Source organism: Falcatimonas sp. MSJ-15 (assembly GCF_018918265.1).
Lineage (GTDB): Bacteria > Bacillota > Clostridia > Lachnospirales > Lachnospiraceae > Falcatimonas.
This window is the reverse complement of sequence record NZ_JAHLQC010000003.1, coordinates 164413-188294: the sequence shown is the minus strand read 5'-3', so window position 1 is coordinate 188294 and position 23882 is coordinate 164413. Positions and strand designations below refer to the sequence as shown.

The 23882-nt window shown below is 34.6% G+C and carries 15 protein-coding genes; 4 read left to right on the top strand and 11 right to left on the bottom strand.

The window, feature by feature from the left end; all coding sequences use genetic code 11:
• Positions 1–73: 73 nt before the first annotated feature.
• From KQI85_RS03170 to KQI85_RS03145, 6 genes are all read right to left on the bottom strand, one after another.
• Positions 74–634: a DUF1788 domain-containing protein gene (locus tag KQI85_RS03170; RefSeq protein WP_216574649.1), complete on the bottom strand. Its 561-nt coding sequence runs from the start codon at positions 632–634 to the stop codon at positions 74–76.
• Between the two features lie 11 nt (positions 635–645).
• A complete protein-coding gene (locus tag KQI85_RS03165; RefSeq protein ID WP_216574648.1) occupies positions 646–1251 on the bottom strand; it encodes a DUF1819 family protein in 606 nt (201 codons plus the stop codon).
• Between the two features lie 14 nt (positions 1252–1265).
• Positions 1266–1484 carry a helix-turn-helix transcriptional regulator gene (locus KQI85_RS03160; protein ID WP_216574647.1) on the bottom strand — a complete coding sequence of 73 codons (219 nt, stop codon included), beginning with the start codon at positions 1482–1484 and terminating at the stop codon, positions 1266–1268.
• A 247-nt stretch (positions 1485–1731) separates the two neighbouring features.
• Positions 1732–2265, bottom strand: a complete 534-nt coding sequence (locus KQI85_RS03155) for a stage V sporulation T C-terminal domain-containing protein (protein ID WP_216574646.1) — start codon at positions 2263–2265, stop codon at positions 1732–1734.
• 440 nt (positions 2266–2705) lie between these two features.
• Positions 2706–4829, bottom strand: coding sequence for a methyl-accepting chemotaxis protein (locus tag KQI85_RS03150; protein WP_216574645.1), 2124 nt, complete (start codon positions 4827–4829; stop codon positions 2706–2708).
• Positions 4830–5006: 177 nt separating this feature from the next.
• A complete protein-coding gene (locus KQI85_RS03145; protein WP_216574644.1) occupies positions 5007–7253 on the bottom strand; it encodes an alpha-amylase family glycosyl hydrolase in 2247 nt (748 codons plus the stop codon).
• Positions 7254–8160: 907 nt separating this feature from the next.
• Here KQI85_RS03145 and KQI85_RS03140 point away from each other — a divergent pair.
• A complete protein-coding gene (locus KQI85_RS03140) occupies positions 8161–9051 on the top strand; it encodes an alpha/beta hydrolase (protein ID WP_216574643.1) in 891 nt (296 codons plus the stop codon).
• Positions 9052–9141: 90 nt separating this feature from the next.
• Positions 9142–11244: a methyl-accepting chemotaxis protein gene (locus KQI85_RS03135; protein ID WP_216574642.1), complete on the top strand. Its 2103-nt coding sequence runs from the start codon at positions 9142–9144 to the stop codon at positions 11242–11244.
• Positions 11245–11372: 128 nt separating this feature from the next.
• Here KQI85_RS03135 and KQI85_RS03130 read toward each other — a convergent pair whose 3' ends face one another.
• Positions 11373–12668, bottom strand: coding sequence for an MATE family efflux transporter (locus KQI85_RS03130; RefSeq protein ID WP_216574641.1), 1296 nt, complete (start codon positions 12666–12668; stop codon positions 11373–11375).
• A gap of 615 nt (positions 12669–13283) precedes the next feature.
• Between KQI85_RS03130 and KQI85_RS16870 the strand changes: the two genes are divergently transcribed.
• Positions 13284–16613: an RICIN domain-containing protein gene (locus KQI85_RS16870; RefSeq protein WP_216574640.1), complete on the top strand. Its 3330-nt coding sequence runs from the start codon at positions 13284–13286 to the stop codon at positions 16611–16613.
• A gap of 517 nt (positions 16614–17130) precedes the next feature.
• On the opposite strand, the gene KQI85_RS03120 is transcribed toward KQI85_RS16870, so the two are convergent.
• The 4 genes from KQI85_RS03120 to KQI85_RS03105 form a co-directional block, all read right to left on the bottom strand.
• Positions 17131–18186, bottom strand: coding sequence for a lysylphosphatidylglycerol synthase transmembrane domain-containing protein (locus KQI85_RS03120; RefSeq protein ID WP_216574639.1), 1056 nt, complete (start codon positions 18184–18186; stop codon positions 17131–17133).
• A 415-nt stretch (positions 18187–18601) separates the two neighbouring features.
• The gene (locus tag KQI85_RS03115; RefSeq protein WP_216574638.1) at positions 18602–19021 is read right to left on the bottom strand and encodes an Hsp20/alpha crystallin family protein; all 420 of its coding nucleotides are present in this window, start codon (positions 19019–19021) and stop codon (positions 18602–18604) included.
• Between the two features lie 357 nt (positions 19022–19378).
• Entirely contained in the window at positions 19379–20359 is a 981-nt protein-coding gene (locus tag KQI85_RS03110; protein ID WP_216574637.1) for a diaminopimelate dehydrogenase, read from the bottom strand.
• 275 nt (positions 20360–20634) lie between these two features.
• Positions 20635–21555 (bottom strand): carbohydrate kinase family protein, encoded by a 921-nt coding sequence (locus KQI85_RS03105; protein WP_216574636.1) that lies wholly within the window; start codon positions 21553–21555, stop codon positions 20635–20637.
• A gap of 341 nt (positions 21556–21896) precedes the next feature.
• Between KQI85_RS03105 and KQI85_RS03100 the strand changes: the two genes are divergently transcribed.
• Positions 21897–23795 (top strand): HD-GYP domain-containing protein, encoded by a 1899-nt coding sequence (locus KQI85_RS03100; RefSeq protein WP_216574635.1) that lies wholly within the window; start codon positions 21897–21899, stop codon positions 23793–23795.
• Positions 23796–23882 lie beyond the last annotated feature (87 nt).

Sequence of the window (23882 nt, the reverse complement as noted above, 5' to 3'; positions counted from 1 at the left end):
TCTATTATGAACTTTGTGCATAATTATCGTTCGCCGCTCGCCAAATATACGAGCATATTTTTCTTACTAACACTTACTCTATGACATTAAATGCCCGGTAATAATCATTTGGTATCAGGCGATTGAATAGTTTTACATGACGACCATCAAACTCACCCGGATACATAACCAAAATCGGAACATCCGAAAAATATGGTTGTAAGGCTTCTAGTAACGTGTGGATTCTCATAAATGGAAAAACCTCGCCTACACCTGTCAGCATCAGCACATCACCCGGTTCGTGTGGCTCATACTGAATTTTTTCAATAAACTCTCCATTGCCGATTGCAGAATTAAGCTGCTCCAGAAGATAAGCACTTCCGTCAGCTTCTTCCATATCGGGAATCGCATCTGTGATGTCCATATCATCGCAGATAGAGAGAAATGTTTTATATAAATTACAAACAATCAAATGGCAATCTAAGGACTGATCAATTTCCAGCTGATTTACAAAATGGCGGACAACAATTTCATTCTCCGGTTCATAACAGAAGATTCTGATATTCACCTCATTGCTGAGTCCCTTGCCTTCCAGAAACTCCGGTTCCTGGATCAATGCCCGAACTTTGTCCAGGCGTTCTTTTATATCACTCATTAGGCTACCTCCTATGAAAAGCAATTAAACGCTGGCAGTATCGCCGTATCGCCATTGCTTCTGATGGCATTCTCCAAAACAGGATGCAGCCATACTGGATTCAAATGATCTGCCCCCCGATTGTCGAGATATTCTGTTTCGACAAGCACTCTGGCAATGATCTGTTTTAACTTTGTTATTGTGGTATCGCTCCAGGAAGCTACGGTATCATTCTGCTCCTGCAAACGCATAAAAAATGTATTCAAATCTATCTTACCAAAAGACGTGTCCCTTATTCTGTACTTCTCGCCAATGACGGTCAGCATAAATTCCCAGACCAGTCGGCTCTGCTTCATCAACGCATACAGACAAATCTGTTTTGCCACATCCGTCGGCTGTGAAGCAATCGCAGAAACCAGAGAATTATCTTCTAGTGCATGAAGCCGTTTGATGCAGGCTTTCGCCATGCGTGTGATAGATTTTTCTGTTGGGTACTGGAAAAGATTCTGCTCTACAATTTCTTTTACAATCGCATCATCTGAATTTCCTTCTGCCATCAGCTTTGCAGTAGAACGCATCTCGTAGAAAAGGAACGGCTCTCTGGTCAAAGATGCAATATAAGGATAAGAATGATCCATACTACCGTACCTCCTTAATGTTCCTCTTTTTTATCAGGAACAAATTCCATGATGTCTCCAACATCACAATTTAACACCGTACAAATCTTTTCTATTACATCCATGCTGACGTTTTCATCTTTTGACAACTTTGACATTGTTGTCGAGCTGAAACCGGTCTGTAACCGTAAATCTTTTTTTATCATGTCTTTATCAATCAGCATTTTCCATAGTTTTTTATAGCATACTGCCATATTGTCACCTCTCACAATCACTTCTATCTAAAGCTCAGTATTTATACTACTTCCCCTATCATAGCATAAAAGTGTGAGTCATACAATTAGAATACCAAATTTTCAAATTCTAACTTTACAAACCCACACTTCTAATTTACATTTTTAGAAAATCAGAGATTTTGAGAGATAAAACGAATTATCACTACACTACGAAAACCTTCCTTTGTATTTTTCATTTTTGCTCTACCAAAGGCTTAAATAATAATTATTCAAGATGTTTACCAAGGAAACTTGCCGCTATCTGTACCATCTTATTCTCTACATCGCCAAATTTCTTTCCATTATCTTTATTAAGCACAATTACTGCACCAACTGCATCTCCTGCACTGATAATAGGTGCTACTGCTTCTGCTGTTATATCATCATCTTCAATAAGATTTAAGAAACTGCTATCACCTCTATAACCTGCCATCCTGCCTCTCTCATCGATTATTTTTTCTAATGTGGTACTTATACTTTTATCTTTTATGTCTTTTTTCCCACTACACGCAATATATCTCTCTTTATCTGTCACTATAGCTATGTTACCGGTATTTTGCCAGATTGCATCACAATATGCCTGTGCAAAGTCTTCAAGTTCTTCGAATGGTGAATATTTCTTAAGTATTATCTCGCCATTATGAGATGTGAATATCTCAAGCGAATCGCCTTCTTTTATTCTAAAAATACGGCGGATTTCTTTTGGAATTACTATTCTTCCAAGCTCATCTATTCGGCGTACAATTCCGGTTGCTTTCATAATCTATACTTTCCTCCTGTTTCTTACATAGTATCTTCTTTTTATGCTACATAGATAGAAACTTTAGTCGCAAAAATATTACACTAAACTTAAATACTATCCATATTCTATGCTATATAAGTAGTATGTAAAAAATACAAATTTTTATACATATTTCCTTACTCTAATATTTAGTTAATGTAAGAAAGAACTTATTAGAAAAACCATATTAAAAAAATCATACCAGAAATTATATTAGAAAAATCATATTAGAAAAATCATATCAAAGAAACATGCTTATATTACACCTAATTTCAATATATATTGCAGATATTTTATATTTTGCACACTTTGCAATCTCAACTGTATTATGTCACATAATATAAGGTCAGACTAAGCTTTTCACTAAGTCTGACCTTATGATCAATTTTCAAATATGAAATTATAGGATATGTAAAGCTTTATTCACTGTAGTGTCTGCTTACATATTCTTTTATCTCTCTACTGTCTTCAGGCATTCTACATCCTACTATATATTCACCTTCATTATTAGAGCTTCTTATAATACGTCCTTCAAGTGCTCTATCTCCAAGTACTTCAAACTCTTCTATATCAAGTGTTACATCTTTGCCTTTAAGATTTTCAAATATATCATCTTTTACGCAGAATGCGAATCCATTTGCACTTATATTAACCATGCGGCCCTGATATTTTCTATCATCACCTTCTACTTTTATAGTACATCTGTTGTCAAATGGCATTCTTGGATATTTTCTTCTGTTATATACCTGTGGATTAGTATCAACATAAAGTTTATACTGCCCTGCTTCATTATGTCTCTGGTTACTTATCTGTATATTAACATTATCCCAACTGTATAATACATTATCTACTACTATCCGTAATTTACATGTTGTATGTTTATCATTTTTGGCAATTATTACTGCATTTTCATCTTTTAATGTTACAAAGATTGTCTTATCTTCTCTCGCTACAACTTCACCTATAGCTTCTTTTTTGCCATTGACAGGACTGTTTGGAACAATAACTATCTTCATTCCTTTCATTATATCCTGAACACCCATGAATCCACCTACACCAAGTTCTTCCATGAGTTTTCCAACAACTTTTTCTATCTCCATTGCACTTGTAACGCTTGCATCGTACTTGCTTAACATAGTTCTTGTTGTCTTCTCTGCTCCGTCTATGCTCTGTGTCATAATGTCCATGACTTCTCCAACCTGATTCATGTTGTCTGTAAGTGTCTGGTTAGAGTTCTCAACTTCCTTAACTGCACTGTCTACTACCTTAATATTCTCTCCAAGACTTGTCGCATCGTTAGTGATATCTGCAACACTCTTATTAACATTAGATACTTTGTCTATGTTAACCTGAATAAGTTCTATTGTCTCAGAGATTGATTCCATCATCTTCTCTGATGTTGCTTCAAGATGTGATAATGCTTCCATGATACTGCTTGACGATGTCTTGGTTCCACTACTTAATTCTCTTATCTCGTCTGCTACTACAGCAAATCCTTTTCCGGCTTCACCGGCTCTTGCAGCTTCAATTGATGCATTAAGTGCAAGAAGATTAGTCTGATTAGATATACCTTCAATTGTTCCTGTTTCTTCTTTTACTCGTTTAAATTCCTGTTTGAATGTCTCAAGAATCTGCTCTACTTCTTTAGAAAGTGTTGCCATCTTATTAGTTGTCTCTACTACTTCAATGAGTTCTTCTGCACTGACATTGGCATGTTTTACTGATCCACCAATTAATTCAACTACTTCTTCAATAAGTGTTGCAACTTCTCTTACCTGCGTGTCTATAACTTTAGTCATATCTATTGATGAAAGTGTCTTTTCATTAAGTACTCCATTATTCTCTGAAAGAGTCTGCATATCTTTTACTACATCGTTAGCTCCAACTCTATTCTCATCTGCAAGTTCTCTTACAACTGTAACACCATCTACTACTGCATTACTTGCACCTTTTACCTGTTCTACAGTCTTAACGACTCTTGCAAGGTTGTCTTCTATCGAACCTGTAAGTGCACCATCTGATTCAATAAGATGTTTTATCGCCATATTAGTACATGCATAACAACACACAACTATCGCAAACTGTAATGCACATTCTTCGCTTTTAACAAAGTCCATCATGTCTTTTACAATTCCTTTATATGTATTACTTGAGAAAAGTACAAATAACGTAACTGCCATCATTACCTTTATATATTTTGGATCTTTATAGAGAATAAGTATTGATAACAATGGCAAGATGAATATATATGAAATCTGATCAAGCGCTGTCCATGCGATAACAGCATAGAATAGCATATATCCTATACCAAGTACCCATTTATAATTTTTGCTTGCAAAACCCTGTACTTTTAATACTACTGCTGTAACAACAATACCTGTCCATCCTACGAACATTGACGCTATAAAATAACCTGTTGCAAATTCTCCTTTTGTCATCTTTATTCCATAATAGATTGTAATAATAATCGCCAATACAAGCCAGGTCCCACCTGCTTTTCTATTTGCTTTTGCCCTAAAAAAGGACTCATCGTACTTTTCCATATGTTTAACATCCTTTCCACAATTATATTCAACTACCATCTAACATCACTTATGTCTGTTATATACAGCCTGTTTTTGTGACATTACGATTTTGTAATATTTACTGTGTTATCGGATTTATGTAAAAAATACTGAATAGGTGAGAAAGCCTGGCTAAAATTTTAATTAATCAGATATCTATTTCTCATAAATGTATGTTCCTACTGTGCATTTACTGCCAGATGTTAATATATAGTATCCTGTTCCATCTGCAATACCTGTTGTTATGTCAACCGTCTGTATTCCGCTTCCATTATTGAATATGATTCCGGTAACATCTGAAGGAATGTCAATTTTGTATACTTTCTGGCTGTATTCGTTAGTTGATACATAGGTCATCTTAGTTCCAGGCCACTGCTCATTAGTGCTGCTTCCGCCCCATGTATATGCGTATACATTATTCCAGTTACCATTATTTGTAAAATATATCGATATTGTTGTTACAGGATTAACTACTTCTGAACTTTCATATTTGCTGGCTGTAAGTGTTGACCAGTTATTATCTGATGTATAATAATTGTAGTTACTATTTAGTGTAACTGTCTTCTCGTTATAACGCTTGCCACTTGGCAACATTCTTGCAAATGTCGCAGTTGTTGCTGATGATGGAACAGATAACATATATACTGTTTTTCCATCAACTGTTGTCTGTGTCATCTTAGTATATTCACTGTCTTTATCTGTTTTTACTGCTGCTACTGCCTTGTCGTTGTTAAACCATGAACAGTTATTAGTATCTACATATAATATTCTTTTCTCTGATGTGTCTGATATGTCTTTTGTATATGTGTATTCTTTTGTTGTAGTTCCTGCACTGTTAGTTGCATTGATTACTACTTTTGTGTCTTCTGTAAATATAAATGATGTCTTATCTGACTCTACATTATTAACTGTGATTGTATATGAATCTGCATTGCTTATTGTATAATTAACATCGATACTGTCTGCAAAGGTACATGATTCTCTGTCTGTTCTTACTACAGGGCTTACAGGCTCGGGATCTGTCTTATAGAATACTGCTATACCTGTGCTTCCAACAGTTCCTGATATTGTATCTTTTGTAACTGTGAACTGATTACCTGTTATCTCATCATAATATGTTCCAGGTGTTGTATATTGACCACCATTTGGTACACTTACCCATCTATTAGAACCACTTCCAAGTACAAGCACTGCTCCACTCTTTCTTGTAGTCACTGATACGTTATCATAAGTTGTATAATAATCGGCTTCTCCTATACATGCATTATGAAAATGGTTAACTGCTGCTACTTCTTTGCTCTCATAATGTGTGCTTCCTTTTTCACCAACTTTTATAGCTGTCTTAGATGTCTGTGATGGTCTTGAAAAATAGAGTGATGTTGCATTATTGCGACTGGCAACTGCTGCATAAGCACGATCGATTTTATTCTGGTCGATGTACTTAGTCCATCCGCCTTCATTAGTATTATTAGAATATGTGTCATGGCTTTCTGCCCAGTATACAAGTTTGTTATCTCTAACGCTTGCATTCTGTGTCCAGTAACCGATTGATGATGATACTGTTCCGCCATTAATTGCACCAAGAATTGTACTGCTGTATTTATTATCTGTAACTGACATATAGTTAGTATATTCATTGATTAATGAATTAGCATACGACTGGTTATTCTCAACAGGATTATCAAGAATCTCTCCATAATTGTACATATCGCTGTCAATTACATTACTCCAGAATGAACAGCTCTCTGATGGAAGTGATATATGTTTGGCTGCGTCCCAACGAATACCATCTACACCATCATTTTTTAACTGTGCGATGTAGTTCTTAACTTTATTCTGAACTGTACCATGTTCTGAGTTAAGATCCTGCATTCCTATGTTACCATGTGTAATAGCATAACGATCTGAATAGTTTATACTGTTACCATACCAATGCCAGAATTGTGAACCTTTAAGTTCTCCATCTATGTTGGAATGATCTCCGGCAAGATGATTTGCTACAACGTCTACAATTACTTTTATTCCATATTTGTCTGCTTCATCGCATAGACGTTTTAGATCTTCTTCTGAGCCAAGTCCTGAGTTATTGATATAAAAACCATTAGGCTGATATAGATAATACCATGTACTATATCCTGTAACCGCAGCCTGTGCCGGTGATGTCTGTACAGATGTAAAACCTGCTGCTGCTATATCAGGAAGTTCATCAATTATCTGCTGGTATGTCCAGTCAAAACAATGCAGTATAACTCCATCCTGAATATTATCTGCAAGTCCATAATAGACATCTGACTGGTTCGCAGCCTCTACATTTAAGGGAGTAGCTAAAGAACCGCTACTTATAACAAAAGCTGCTGATAACAAAACTGTCGTGAACGTGTTGCGTAAATTCTTAAGTTTCATGGTTTCCTCCCGTTTAACTGGTTATGACATATTTATCTGTGATATGTCATATTGTTGTGTTATTCAATTAGGTTTCATGTAAACTCTCATGGCCATTTAAAGTTTAACAACTTTATTTTAGTTTCTTTTCGCAATTTGTGCAACATTTATTTTTCGAAACAATTCGATAATGTCACTTTGCATAATTTTTTACATATTTTCTATACATTCTGCACTATTTTATGTACATCCTGCACTAATCCGCTGTCTCTTTATCTTTTACTCTCATATTTCTTACACTCATCCACTGTCACAATTGTGATAATCTTTCTGAAAGTTTTTTCGAAAATATATCTAAGCGAAACTCAAATAGGGGATATTCAAGATTGACCGAGTATAAATAGCATCAACAAAAACACGCTCTCGCTAAGTGTCCATCGTAACGGTACTAAGTTTGTTCTACACCTACGGTGTAAAACGCACTAAGTGCCGACGATTACCACATTGTTTTCTTATGATGCTATTTATACTCTGCCAATCTGATTTACGTTATCGCTGAGTTTCGCAGTTACACTTTCGCAAAAGCTAATATATATTTGCGAAAATATTATATCGTAAGCCAGTATTGCATTTAAAAATCTCTAAAAAACGTATATTGGATTTCGGACAATTGTATGTATCAAAAGAAAACAATGGGGAAATCGTCGGCACTTAGTGCGTTGGAAGGCAAAGACTTCCAACAAACTTAGTACCGTTACGATTGACACTTAGCGAAAGCGTGTTTTCGTTGATACATACAATTGTCCGAAATCTTAGAAAACCTTCCTTATGAGATTTTTAAATGTAGATTTATCTAAGTTCACATTTTGTGATCTCGTGACGATTAATATTTTGTATTGTATATTTTATTTTATGAGGTATTTATTATATGGATAATTTTTTAAGAAATATGTTTTATAAGCAGCGTCAGGAGTTCAATGAATCTTCATTAAGACGAAGCGAGTTAATGAAACTGCCTGAAGATGTCTCCATTATACATGATATTCCTTATGGTGATGGTGAAAAAGCACACAGAATTGATGTATATCGTCCGGCTAATAACAAGAATAATGCACTTCCTGTTATTGTCAATGTCCATGGCGGCGGAATGATTCTTGGCAGCAAAGAATTCAACAGCTATTATTGTGCTAATCTGTGCAAATGTGGTTTTATAGTATTCAGTGTCGAATATCGTCTTGTTCCTGATGTTGATGCATTTGGACAATATGATGATCTCTCAAGAGCTATGGATTATATTAATGACAATCTATTAGACAGATATAACTGTGATAAAGATAAGGTATATCTGGTAGCTGACAGTGGCGGTGCCTGTATATCCATATACACAGTTGCAATGCAAAACTGTGACAAACTTGCCTTGGCAGCTAAAGTACGTCCTTCATCATTAAAAATCCGTGCTCTCGGTCTTATAAGTGGGATGTTCTATACAACAAGATATGACAAGATAGGTATGTTTCTTCCGTCTTTTTTATATGGAAAACATTATAAACGCAGTTCTTTCGCTCCATATACCAATCCAGATATCAAAGATATTGCCGGCTCGCTTCCACCATGCTATCTTGTTACAAGCCACAATGACATGCTAAGGAATTATACCATCCGATTTGAAAAAGCACTCACAAAATATAATATTATTCACAAACTTACAGATTACCCTAAAAACAAGAAACTTACTCACGCATTCAGCGTGTTTGAGCCATATATTCCAGAGAGTATATGCGAGATACATAATATGACACAATATTTAAAGACTTTTTAATAAACTTCTATATAGTAATTGCAACGCTTTTTATATTATGACGGCTAATTGTAATTGCATATATTATAATCACAACAAGGAGGAGTATTTATGAATTATGATGCCAAAGCTTTTAAAGCTAAAGCCAATAAGAGAGCCAGAAATATATGGCTTATATTCGCACTGCTGTTAACTGCTAATTATGGAACAGATGTAAAAGACGGTCTGTATCCTTCAAATTTTTATATAGTATTTCTGATACTCTGTTGGCTGCCTTTTATAGCAGGTCAGATTATGCTTAAACTTAAGTCACCTTCAACAGACTATTACAGGCATACACTTGCTATTGGTTATGGAATATTCTATACTTTTGTAATATGTACATCAGATTCACCAATCGCATTTACTTATATTTTTCCTGTAACAAGTCTGCTTGTAATCTATAAAAACAGACGTTTTATGGTATTTTGTGCAATAACCAATTCGATGAGTATCATATTAAACATCATAATCAAATGCCTAAATGGCGTGACATCAGCTGCTGATATTAAGAATTATCAGCTTCAATTCTCATGCATTGTATTGTGTTATATCTGTTATGTATTGTCAATTAATCATCTTAATGAATCTGACGGTGCAATGACAGACAGCATCAAATCTGATCTTGATCGTGTTATCAAGACTGTATCTAAGGTTAAAAATGCAAGCAATGCTGTTGTCGATGGTGTAACTGTTGTTCGTGAACTTGCTATCGAGAATAAAGATGGTGCCACTAATGTCGTTACCAAGATGAATGAACTTAATGATAATAATCAGGTTCTTCAGGAAAAGACTTCTTCTTCACTTGATATGACAACAGATATCAATGAACAAGTGCAAAACGTTGTAGGTCTTATATCTGATATGGTTAAACTCACTAATGAATCAGGAGAACATGCCCAAAATAGTTATTCCGAACTTGAAAGTGTTGTAACTACTACTAATACTATGTCAGCACTCTCAATAGAAGTCGAGAATGTATTAAAAGAATTTCAATCCGAATTCGAGATGGTTAAATCTGAGATTTCAACAATTGAGAATATATCCGGACAGACTAATCTCCTTGCATTAAATGCTTCTATTGAAGCTGCAAGAGCCGGTGAAGCCGGTAAAGGCTTTGCTGTTGTAGCTGATGAGATTCGTTCATTAAGTTCAGATACTAAAGATTCATCAAGTCAGATTAAAAATGCTCTTGTTCGTCTTGGAGAAACTTCTGACAAGATGACTTCATCTGTGGAAGAGACACTCAGGCTTATTCAGGTTACAATCTCAAAGATTACTGATATCAATAAAAGCGTAAGCACCATTACTGATGATGCAACACTTCTTGGTAATCATATAGATGTCATTGATTCTGCTATAAGAGAAGTTGAAACTTCCAACTCACATCTTGTTAATAATATGGAACAGGTATCACAAGTTGTAGATACTATGACTCAATGCATTGAAGCATCTGATGATACAACCAAGATTATGCTTAGCAAATATGCTGAAACTGCTACTAATATAGATCACATAGAGACTGTTGTTGAAGCACTTATGAGCGAACTTGGAACAGGTGGTTTCATGGGTGTTGAAGATCTTGTAAGTGGAATGAAAGCCTTTGTAACATTTACAAAAGATGCTAAAGATGAAGATAAATATCATGGTGAGATTATCTCTAATGAGAATGATCATCTGCTTATATCTTTTGAAAAAGATCTTCCGGTAAAACGTATGCCTTGTGCTTGTAATATACAAATCACTGCCGGTAATGTCCTATATTGCTTTGAAAATGCTGATATTATTAAGGCTGATGATAGAAGTTCCCACCGTTTTGTAATCTATGTTGCATCAAAACCTACTATTATTAACAGAAGAAAATATCCTCGTATAGATATCTCTAACAGTTGTAAAGTTCTTATAAAAGAGACTAACAAGACTTATGACGCAAGATTATGTAATATAAGTGCCAACGGCTTCTCTTTTAAATGCCATAATGAAGCATTTAAGGAGTGCAAAGGTGAGCATGTATCTGTTACTGTTGACGATTTTAACATTGGAACAAGGAATATTCTTGAAGGCCGCATTATACGAAGTTCTAACAACGAAGGCTCTTTTATCGTTGGATGTCAGATGCCTGAAGATAACCACGAGATTATGGAATATATACATAACTATTTTAACAAAAAATAATATACTAAAAATCCAATAAAAATAGCCATGCTTATATGCTACTTAATTAGTCTTTTTAATTAAAATATAGCAAAAGTCATGGCTATTTTTCGTTTCTTCTTTGCTTTATGGATTTTATTTTTTGTTTTCTAATTTTTCTTTTTTTCACGCATAAATGCAAACATTATAACACAGGTAATAGCTTCTGCCACTGCGTAAGCCATCCATATTCCTGTCATCTTAAGAAGTGCTGACATTATAAAAGCACTTAATATTATAAGGACAAATCCTCTAAGCATTGATACTATAAATGCACCTCTTACTCTCTCAACAGCACTAAAAAAGCTGCTGCCGATTATATTAAGTCCGGAGAAAAATATTCCTATAAAATATATTCTCACACCTTCATGTGCATATTTTGCAAGCATTATATCATTCTCACCATTAAATATTGCAACTACATTGTCAGTGCATACATATAAGAATGTATAGAGAATTATTGCACATACAAAACCTGTTATAAGTGACATATTACGAAGTATCTTTACATCTTTTTCATCACCTTTTCCATACGAACTGCTGATAAGTGGCTGACTTCCCTGCGCAATTCCGTTAAATACAGCAACTACTACAAGTGCAACATTAGCAACAACTCCATAAGCTGCAACTCCGACATTACCTGTAAGTGTTAATATAATATAGTTAAATACAAGTGTTATAACACCTGATGATATCTCCGCAACGAATGCAGATACACCAACCTGACATGACATGACAAGTTTTTTAACTGATATCATACATACTTTTACTTTAACACTGCTTTTCTTAGATAAAAGATGTGTCATACATATTGCAATTCCTATTACCGGTGATAAGGCTGTTGCTAACGCTGCACCTCTCATTCCCAATCCAAGCGGGAACATAAGCACATAATCAAATACTATATTAAAAAGACTGCTTGACAGTGTAGCTATCATGGCAATATGTGGTGCATTATCATTTCTTACATACGCATTAGCAGTAAGATTCCACATAAACATTGGTGCAAACATCATAAATATTCTTGTATAAGGTACTCCGACTTTTACTATCTCATCATCTGCTCCAAGCATTCTTAAGAGTGGCTCTGCTAAAAATAATCCAATTAAGATAAATATAACTCCAATAATTCCATTCCATACAATTGCATTCCATACATATCTCTCACTGTCTGCATCACCTTTTGATTTGCCGACAGAATATCTTATTGCTGAACCAACACCAATCATTGCACCTATTGCAAATATCAGATTATACAAAGGAAGTACAAGATTAAGTGCAGTAAGTCCATTAGCTCCCTGTGCTTTTGATATAAAGTATGAATCTGCAAGTATATAGCACGACAATCCTATCATTCCAAGGATATTAAGCGACACATACTTCATAAACTGTTTCTTTACATTCATTTTCATATCCTCCTATTATTAATAAAAAAACCAGATAAGATTAATGTCTTATCTGGCCAATTATCTCTGTCCATCCGGGAATCTCAGATTACAATATGTAACTTATAGTATATTCTACATTGCAAATGCACATCTATCATATGGTTTTAATCCCATTACTTACATTAATAATCCAAAACACCTTGCAGGGTGCATCCAATGCACCGTCCGACTTAACAAGTGTAACATATTATATTTTTTATGTCCACACTCAAAACAAAAAGTTGTCTATATTTGAATTTTCGCATACCTAGTTCCTGATTTTAGCTTGAAAATCCTATTTTCTTCGTTTGGAAACTTTTTATTAGTTTCCCGTTTTTGCGTATTTATTCTGAAAATTTCAGTAGAAACTAAATATTTTTAAACAGTTTTTTGACATATTTTTCAAAAATAAGTCTATCGTACTAGTTCTATTGGTACTTTCGCCTTATAGTAAAATAGTACTACGTTTTATATAATATAAAAAAGTCCAAAATTGCGCCCTATTAATTGTACATTTTCAACAAAATCCCCATTGATCATTCATACAATTAACTATTTCGGATTTTTTAATTTTATATTTCATAAGGAGGTTTTATGAAAAAAAACGTAAAGAAGCTCAGCTTTCTAAAGAAAGCGGGTGCTGCACTCCTTGCAGTTGCAGTTGCCACAACTTCTCTGTATGTCTATGACAAAAAGACTAACCAAAGCACAGTTGAAGCTGCCTCTGGTTCAAGGCAGGTTGAATATCTCGATCGTGGTCTTATTGCCATGAAGACTACAGATGGCGTGTATGTCGGCTGGAGATATCTTGGCACAGATCCTACTAACATAGGATTTAACGTATATCGTGATGGCAAGAAAATCAACAGCAGTGTAATCACAGACAGCACAAACTTCCTTGACAAATCAGGAAGCACTTCTTCAAGTTACTACATAAGAACTGTAGTTAATGGCAAAGAAAGTGAACAGTCTGATGCAGTATCTGTATGGGGCAACCAGTATAAGGATGTCAAATTACAAAAACCTGCTTCAGGCAAAACTAAGTCAGGTGAGACTTACACTTACTCACCTAATGACTGTAGTGTCGCTGACCTTGATGGTGATGGTGAATACGAGATTATCGTAAAATGGGATCCATCTAATTCTAAAGACAATTCACAAAAAGGGTATACAGGTAATGTCTATCTTGACGCCTACAAGTTAGACGGAACTATGCTCTGGAGAATTGATCTTGGTGTTAATATAAGAGCCGGTGCTCACTATACACAATTCATGGTATATGACTTTGATGGTGACGGTTATGCCGAGATGGTATGCAAGACTGCCGATGGAACAAAAGACGGCAAAGGCAAATATATCGGTGACAAATCAAAGGATTACCGTAACTCAAACGGATATATCTTATCCGGTCCTGAGTACCTTACATTATTCGATGGTAAAACAGGTGCTGCCCTTGATACTATCGACTATGAGCCAGGAAGAGGTAAAGTATCTTCATGGGGCGACAGCTATGGCAACAGAGTTGACCGTTTCCTTGCAACTGTAGCTTACCTTGATGGCAAGACACCTAGTGTTGTTATGTGTCGTGGCTATTATACAAGATCCGTCCTTGTAGCTTACGATGTAAAAAACAAAAAATTAAGCAAACGCTGGACATTTGACAGCAATTCATCAGGCAACTCAGCTTACAAAGGTCAGGGATTCCATAATCTTGCTACTGCTGATGTTGACGGTGATGGATACGATGAGATTGTATATGGTGCATGTACAATCGACCACAACGGAAAAGGTCTATATTCAACAGGACTCAAACATGGTGATGCTATTCATGTAAGTGATTTTGATCCTACAAGAGACGGCCTTGAAGTATGGGGTTGTTTTGAAGAGACTTATGGTTCTGCAGAATGGGATGCCAAGACAGGTAAGATATTATTCAGAGTAAAAGCTTCTACCGATACAGGACGCTGTATCGCCGGTAACTTTATCCCTGGTAATTCAACAGCTGAGATGGCTTCATACGCAGATTCAGTTCTATATGATGCAAAAGGTAACAAAGTCGGCAAATGGTCTGACATCACTAAGTGGGGTATGAATTATGCTATATACTGGGATGCAGATCTTGAACAGGAAGCACTTGACAGAACTTATGTTGATGATTATACCAACGGAAGAATTCTCACAGGTGAAGGAGTTACATCCAACAATACAACTAAAGCCAACACTTGTCTTACTGCTGATATCTTAGGTGACTGGAGAGAAGAGATCATCTGGCCAACAACAGATGGCAATGCTCTTCGTATCTATAGTACAACAGACGTTACATCATACAGAATCTATACATTAATGCACAATACACAATACCGTTGTCAGGTTGCTGCACAGAATGTAGGTTATAATCAGGGTGCTTATACAGATTACTATCTTGGTACAGGATATGCCCTTCCTTCACAGCCAAAAGTATATACAGTAGGCAGCCATACTACAAATACAGTTCCTGATTCAGGAAGCAGTTCAGATTCTTCATCTTCAGTAACTGCTGCCTCATTATCTGACGGATGGTATTATATTAAGAATGTTAATGCACAGAAATATCTTCAGGTTGCTGGTGGCAAAGGTTCTGACGGTGCTAATGTTGAGATAAGCACTGGTACAGGTGCAGCCGGTCAGAAATGGTATCTTGAGAACAAAGGTAACGGATATGTTACTCTTAAGAATGCAACAGGATACATGCTTGATCTTACTAATGGCAAAAAAGATAATGGAACTAATATCGAGCTTTGGAGTGCCAACAATCTCGATCCTCAGTTATTTAAGATTGCCAAATCTTCAACTAATGATCAATATGGTATTCTGACTAAAGTTACAGGTGACTCAAAAGGTCTTGACTGTGCAGGATATGGTAAGACTGACGGTACTAACGTTCAGCAGTATTCTTATGGTAGTCAGTCTAATCAGTTATGGATATTTGAAAAAACAAGTTATTCTGAAAGTTCTTCCGGAAATAATTCTTCTAATTCAGGCAGTTCAAGTTCAGATAACAATTCTTCCAACTCAGGTAATTCAGGCTCAGACAGTTCAAGTTCTTCATCTTCAGTAACTGCTGCTTCATTATCTGACGGATGGTATTATATCAAGAATGTTAATGCACAGAAATATCTTCAGGTTGCTGGTGGAACAACTGGTTCTGACGGTGCTAATGTTGAGATAAGCAAAGGTACTGGTGCAACTGGTCAGAGATGGTATCTTGAGAACAAAGGTGACGGATATGTTACTCTTAAGAATGGAACAGGATACATGCTTGATCTTACTAATGGCAAAAAAGATAACGGAACTAATATCGGACTTTGGAGTGCCAACAATCTTGATCCTCAGTTATTCAAGATTGCAACAAGTAAGACTAATAACCAATATGGTATTCTAACTAAAGTTACAGGTGACTCAAAAGGTCTTGACTGTGCAGGATATGGTAAAACTGACGGTACTAACGTTCAGCAGTATTCTTACGGTGCTCAGTCTAATCAGTTATGGATATTTGAAACTTGCGATGCGCCATCATCTGGAAGTTCAAATAATTCAAATAGTTCAAACAGCAGTAACTCAAGCAGTTCTTCATCTTCAAACTCTGCTTCCGCCTCAGAAACTGTTGTTACAATGAATGGTTCAACACTTGATCTGTCACCGGTAGCCGGAAAGACAATAACAGCAATAACTTTCGACCTTACTTCAAAGTCAACTGGAAATGGTGCTGCCCACCTTTCAGGTACTGACGGAAGCTGGCTTGGAAGTGCTGATTATTCCTATACTAATGAAAAAACTGTAACAATTGATTTATCTAAATACAAAAACATTGGTAACATCAATCTGTATATGTGGTGGAATAGCAATAATGCTTCTATCACTAATATACGAGTTACAACAAAATAATTTGCGTTACTGCCATATTCTGGTATGTACGAATTTGTTCACCATATATAGCTTATATATATAACTACAGGGTATTATAAAGTGACCATACAACACACATACCCAATTCATACAGTTGTCATATATCAAACACCACATACTTATATATGGCACTGTATGATAGTTATCAGTATCATATTATCACACTACGCATAAGCTATATAATAGAGTGTGAATCGCCAATCATACTCTATATATGTTAAAGATATTTTTTAAGTATAAAAGCACATATTATTTTAAAAAATAGAATAAAAACAAAAAGCGTATTAGACTCTGCCCTGTCTGATACGCTTTTTTCTATTTCTGTATTCTTCACTGTTTCTGTTTCTGTATTCTCACTGTTTCTTTTCTATATTCTTCACTTTTTCTGTATTTCTGTTTCTATATTCTTCATTTTTTTCTGTTTCTGTATTCCTAGTTCTGTGTTCTTCACTTTCTTCTGTTTCTATATTCCTGGTTCTGTGTTCTTCACTTTTTACTATTCTTCTTTAATGACAAACATTGCTACTATAGTTAATATTGCAGACATTATAAGTTCACTGTAATATCCAAGTCCTCTGCTTAATACAAGTCCTGGAATAAGTTTTGCTCCAAATATTACTGCATAAAAACCTTTGAATAAAATTTCGCTTATTCCCATTCCACCAGGAAGTGGAAGCATATCTACACATATAGATATTACAGCCTGCAACATCACAATCGTCAATGCATCAGTTCCGCTTAACTCAAACGCCCTATATACAAAATATGTTACCATAAACATCGCAAATCTCTGTAATATAGTAATTATAAACATATGAATTGTTATACCAATATGTTCTTTTATATATGCTGCTGCTCCATTATACTGGCTTATGTAACGTGCAATTCGTTCATTTCTTTTTTCGTTATGTTTTAGTATATGCATCTTCTCTAAAAGCTTAAATATCCCTGTCACAAGATTACCTGCAAATGTCTGATGAAATGTTACCAACAACATAAGTGCCACACATCCTACATTAAGTACAATTCCAAGATAAAATATCCACATATATCTTCCAACGTATCTGTCAAGGAAATCACCTGCAAAGATCATAAGTGCAATTCCTGTAAGCACAAGAACAAGTTTGTACAATATTGTTACAAGCATAAGAACCACTGTTGCAATAGCCATTGGAATCTTTTTCTTCTTCATAAATACCATCTGCATAGGCTGTCCACCACTTGCTGAAGGTGTCACACAGCTAAAGAAAAAACCTACTGATGAAAACAACAGACATATTCTCTCTTTTACCTTTATTCCAAAACTTCTAAAAAGATACCATAATATAATTGACTCACCACTGATAAAAGCAAATACACATATTACAGCCGGAATAAGCCACATTATATTACATTCTTTTATTACATCGCCAACTTCCGACATATCTTCGCCATGAAATATTCCATATATCGTAAGAATAAATACTAATGCAAAAAATATTCCATCTAAAAGTACTTTTTTCATATCTACTTTTTTCTTAGCTTTGACAACCTTGTCTTTTATATCTCTCATCTGTATCTCCCCATTATATATTATTTTTTAGGTAATCAAGGTATCTTTGCAAAAGATGTTTATGAAACTCTTATCTATCCTCTTATCACCTTATATTATCTAAACGCCAAAAAGGCATACCGCGTGCCTCACGATATGCCTTTGCATCTCTTATTCATATCACACACCGATACAGTGTTGCAATTATTTTTTATTACTTAATACACTGTACTAAAAGAGTATAACACGAATATATATTTTTTAGTATTAATATATTCTTACAATTTCTTACGATATCACACGTAAGTTCTGGCTGTTTGTCAAATGCTGTTGATTAATCTACCAAAATATATGCTTTTTACTGCTATATATAATTGTTGGAAATATTAACTTCTATCGCCATTAATTTTAATATTAGCCTTCAATTGCAATAATATTAGCCTTCGATTGCAATATATCTCTTAGTCTCTGGAATCTTATTAAGCTCTTTCTTAGGTAATGTAAGTCTTAATATTCCATTCTCAAACTTAGCTTTTATATCTTCTTCTGTGATAGCTTCACCAACATAGAAGCTTCTGCTTACACTGCCGGCATATCTCTCACGTCTGATATAACTGCCTTTTTCATCTTTTTCTTCCTTAGATGTATCTGTTGTTGCATTAACTGTCAGATATCCATCTTTGAGTTCTGCATGTATATCTTCTTTTTTAACACCAGGAACATCCATTGTAATTATATAGTTACTATCGGTCTCTTCAACATCTGTCTTCATTAATGAACCATTGCTTCTGTAACTTCCAAAAGGCTCCATAAAATCATCAAAAATATTTTCTCCAAAAATACTAGGCATTAACATAAGTCATTCTTCCTTTCCATCTATACTAAGTGCTTATCACACTTAGGAATCATTATTATCATTGTTACCCAGAACCGGTCACGTTATTCTTTTTGATTTATCTAATTCGTTTCCTTTGTTCTAGTTGTAATATAGCACTTATATTAGCACTCGTCAAGAGTGAGTGCTAATAATTTTTGTGAATTTTTTGTGAACACAAAAAAAAGACTATTGCTTTCACTTAATTTATGGCAATAGTCTTTATATTTTCTCTATCCTATAGTGTGTATGCACTTTATTTTATAAGGCAATTCATTACATTATTCTATATGTTTTCTCTATCCTATAGCATTATGCTATACTAATTTTAATCGCTTATTATAATAAATGTGCTCTGATCTCTTCTGCTGATAATGGTGTAAGATATGCTGGTGCAATATCAAATACTGTCTTACATCCACTTACACCTTCTGCATGCAATCTGTTAATTGCTCTTGCGAATGCAAGAATTACAGATGATGTGAATTCAGGATTAGAATCAAGTTTTAAACTATATTCAATTACATGCTTATTCTCTTTATTGAAGCCTGTAACACCTGTACGGAATACAAATCCACCATGTGGAATTCCACTGTGATTAGCTTTTAATTCTTCTTCTGTTATGAAATGAACTGTTGTATCATAATCTGAGAAGTAATTAGGCATATTCTTGATTGTCTCTTCAATCTGCTTAAGATCTGCTCCTTCTTCCGGTACAACAAAACATTCTCTTATATGCTTCTGTCTTGTTGTAAGTTCTGGATTCTCACCATTTCTTACAGCTTCAAGAGCACTTTCAACAGGAATTGTATACTGCTTGCCATCTTTTACTCCAGGTACTCTTCTAATTGCATCTGAATGTCCCTGGCTTACACCTTTACCCCAAAATGTATAATCATTACCTTCTGGTAAGATAGCATTAGCATATAATCTGTTAAGTGAGAACATTCCCGGGTCCCATCCACATGATATAAGGGCCACATGTCCACTTTCTTTAGCTGATTTATCTACATTAGCAAAATGTTCTGGAATTCTTGCATGTGTATCAAAGCTGTCAATTACATTAAAATATTTAGCATATTCTGGTGTCTGCTTTGGAAGGTCTGTTGCACTTCCACCACATAATACAAGAACATCTACCTCATCTTTGTGTTCAATAATATCATTAACTGAATATACATTAACACCTTCTGTTAATATCTTAACTGTCTTAGGATCTCTTCTTGTGAATACTGCTGTAAGTTCCATATCTGCATTCTGTCTGATGGCACATTCAATGCCACGTCCAAGGTTACCATAACCTAAAATTCCAACTCTCATTGTGTTTTTTCCTCCGAATAAATTCCTTTTTTTCATTTGCTTTATTATAATAACATAACACTGCAAATTTGTTAATAATTTTAATGCTTACTGATGATTTTTTTTATTAACGTAAGTCCTATATCTGAAACGCATTGTCTATTCTCTTATTAAACAACCTGCTTACACCAAATATCTTTTTGCTTAAAGTTCAATTTCTAGTTCTTACTTACATCAAATATCTTTTAACTTAAAGTTCAATTCCTAATTCTTACTTACATCAAATATATTTTAGCTTAAAGTTCAATTCCTAGTTCTTCAGGAAGAAATCGTGGGCATACATTCTCTGATGATATAATCACTGATGATGACAATCTTGTTCCTATCTCTATCGCTTCTTTTAATGACTTACCATAAGTAAGTCCACTTACTACACCGGCACAGAATGCATCGCCTGCTCCTGTTGTGTCTTTTACAAATACTTTTTTAGCCGGAGCACAGCCTTTGTCACCATTCATATCTGCATATACTGCACCTTTTTCACCCATTGTTACAATCATTGACGGAATCTTGCCACTTATAACTTTCTTAGATATTATCTCGCATAATTCTTCTGGTGTCTTATCTGCAAAATCATCTGAGAAGAACATTCCTGCTTCTAATTGATTGCATATAAAACAGTCAAATTTCTGTAAAAAATCTCTTCTCTCTATTGCTATTGCCATATTGCTGACTGCACCATAAAGTTTTGTATTATGTTTCTCACATAACTGTATGAACTTCTTTACAATCTCTTTATCCATATCTATTTCAAGTACAACAGAGTCTGCATCCTTAAATATCTCATCACCATGTTTTTCAAGCACATCAAGAATAGGCATAAGATTCGGTCTTTGTGATATTGAGCCTGCAAGATCTCCTTTTTCGTCAAACACAGCAAGCCATGTTCCCATTCCGTTAGGAATTCTTCTCATATATCTGGTATTAACTTTATGATTCTCAAGCTTACGGATTACGTCATCGCCAAGTGCCGATTCATCAGCAATGCCAAGGAATGTTGGTCTTAATTCAAGGTTCGCTATATCTTCTACTATATTTCTACTCACACCACCATGAATATATTCAACATAACCTGCATTTCTTCCATCCGGAATATACTTGCTGTTAGGAAATCCTTTAATATCAATAAAAATTGCTCCTGATACTACTATACTCATAAATACACCTCATTAAATCTAATCTTTCCTAATAATTACAACATAATTCATCTTAGTATGCTCTAATCTGATGTCTGTCTGATATTATTTAGTAATTATCATTTTCATATTTTTTAGCATACACCATAATATCTTATTTGATGAAAAAGGGCAAGATAATTCTATGTTACAGTTATATATATATATCACTGTATATCATACTAAAGAGTGCTTATTTGGTACTTTTGGCATATATTGATTAATCCTTCTCATGACGATAATAGTTTTATGATATGAGTATTTATGACTAAAATTGCAGATAAATTATTTATAATTTATACTGTTGCAGGGGAGTGTGTGTTATGTATAATTTAACTTGTGAAGATATTAATAATTTTTATAAACGGTATATTAATAATATCTCCAAAAATCATTCTATTGAAAATGAATTACTTCGAAAAAATCCTGATTCTTCTAAATGGATAGATCTGTTATATAATAAGTCTAATGAACTTCGACAGCTATTCTCTACTAACGAGGATGAACTTAATAGATATATACGTCCATTTATATCCGGAACACATTCTCTTACACCCGAATTGTGTGAGTGCTTCCTATCTAATATGAAGCCTTTTATTAAACTCAGATATATGGATTCGCTTGTAACACTTGATATATGCAGTACTATTCATAATTATCTTATAGAAAATAATAGCACTAATTACAATCTTCTATGCCTTAGCTGTTCATATTCCGGATATTTTGAGTCTATTCTTATAAGGCTTGATCATCCTGAGCGTGCTATAGAATATTATAATGAAGCTATAAGTTATATTGACAAATTCGATTTTCTCTCAGATGATGCCAGAATAAGAATTGTTGCAAGTTATTATAATAGGTTGATTGCCTTATCACGCCAGACTAACATTGATGCCTATACGATGATAAAATATTATGAAGAAGCTTCTGCTTTTTTTTATAATCCACAATATGCCAAGTATACACATAAGCTATTTACCGATGAAGAGTTTGAGTTCTGGTCATCCTCTATTGTATGCTCAGTTTTGTTAAAATTATCACCTTGTTATAATAATGTCATATCGGATGATTATACGACTGATTATGCTACAAAACTTGCGACAAGCTTATATAGTAAATTCTGCAATCATCATACTAACATATACTCTATGACAGCATCTATATTCTTATCCTATAATAAGACACTGCTGTCACAGGGAAAGATCACAAAATCAATGTACTTCAATATACTACTTAATTATTATAAGCATATTGACAGGACTATAGTTTTTGATGATCCTGACTTCACTGATCATATATACATAGAAACTTTGCATCGTATTGTACCATCGCTTATCGAATATGCCGAATATGCTTTTGATAACCCGGAAGATGCACATCTTTTCAGACTTGAACTTAGCAGAGAAGTGCTCAAATTTGTTGGTTCTATTCCTCATTCTCATAAGACAAGTCAGGTTAATCTTCTTATATATGAACTGTTAAAACTCTGCCTTAAGCACATTGATACTCGTGATGAGATGATTGATATAATCAGTAAGATCAGCATCAACAGACAGATATCAACCGGCATACATATCTCTATGGTAAGTCGCATATCAGATCTGATTCTGCGTTCTATAATAATACACAGACCAGAACTTCTTATTGGACTTCCTGAGATTAATTGTATAGATGATGTTAAAAAACGTAAAAAAGAATTATATTATCATATGAAGAATTCTGCTCTTTGCCATGATACCGGTAAGATTGCAATTGGTTCTATGATAAATTTACAGACACGAAAACTCACTGATACGGAATTCGAGATTATAAAGACTCATCCTGATATTGGTTATGATATATTATACAATAATAACAGACTACGACTCTATGCTGACATTGCAAGAGGTCATCACAAATTTGCTAATGGCAAAGGTGGTTATCCTAAGGATTTTGATAATACCAAATCGCAGATGCGTATTGTAATTGATATTATTACTATTAGTGACTGCATAGATGCCGCAACAGACACTCTTGGACGTAATTACGCCAAATCCAAGACTTTCTATGATGTTCTTGAAGAACTTAATAAAGATAAAGGAACAAGATATTCTTCTGATATTGTAGAACTTCTTAACTCAGATGAATGTCTATGCGATTGTCTGTGTGACCTCACCGGAAAAGGTCGAATATCTGTATATAATAAAATATACAGATTAGTTAATTCTGCTGACAAGCGCTAATGTGACTTTCAGCAGCTGATATTAATCTATATTTGTGAAGCCTCACACGACTAAAGTCACGAGTGTGCGGCGGCTGTTTATCAATTA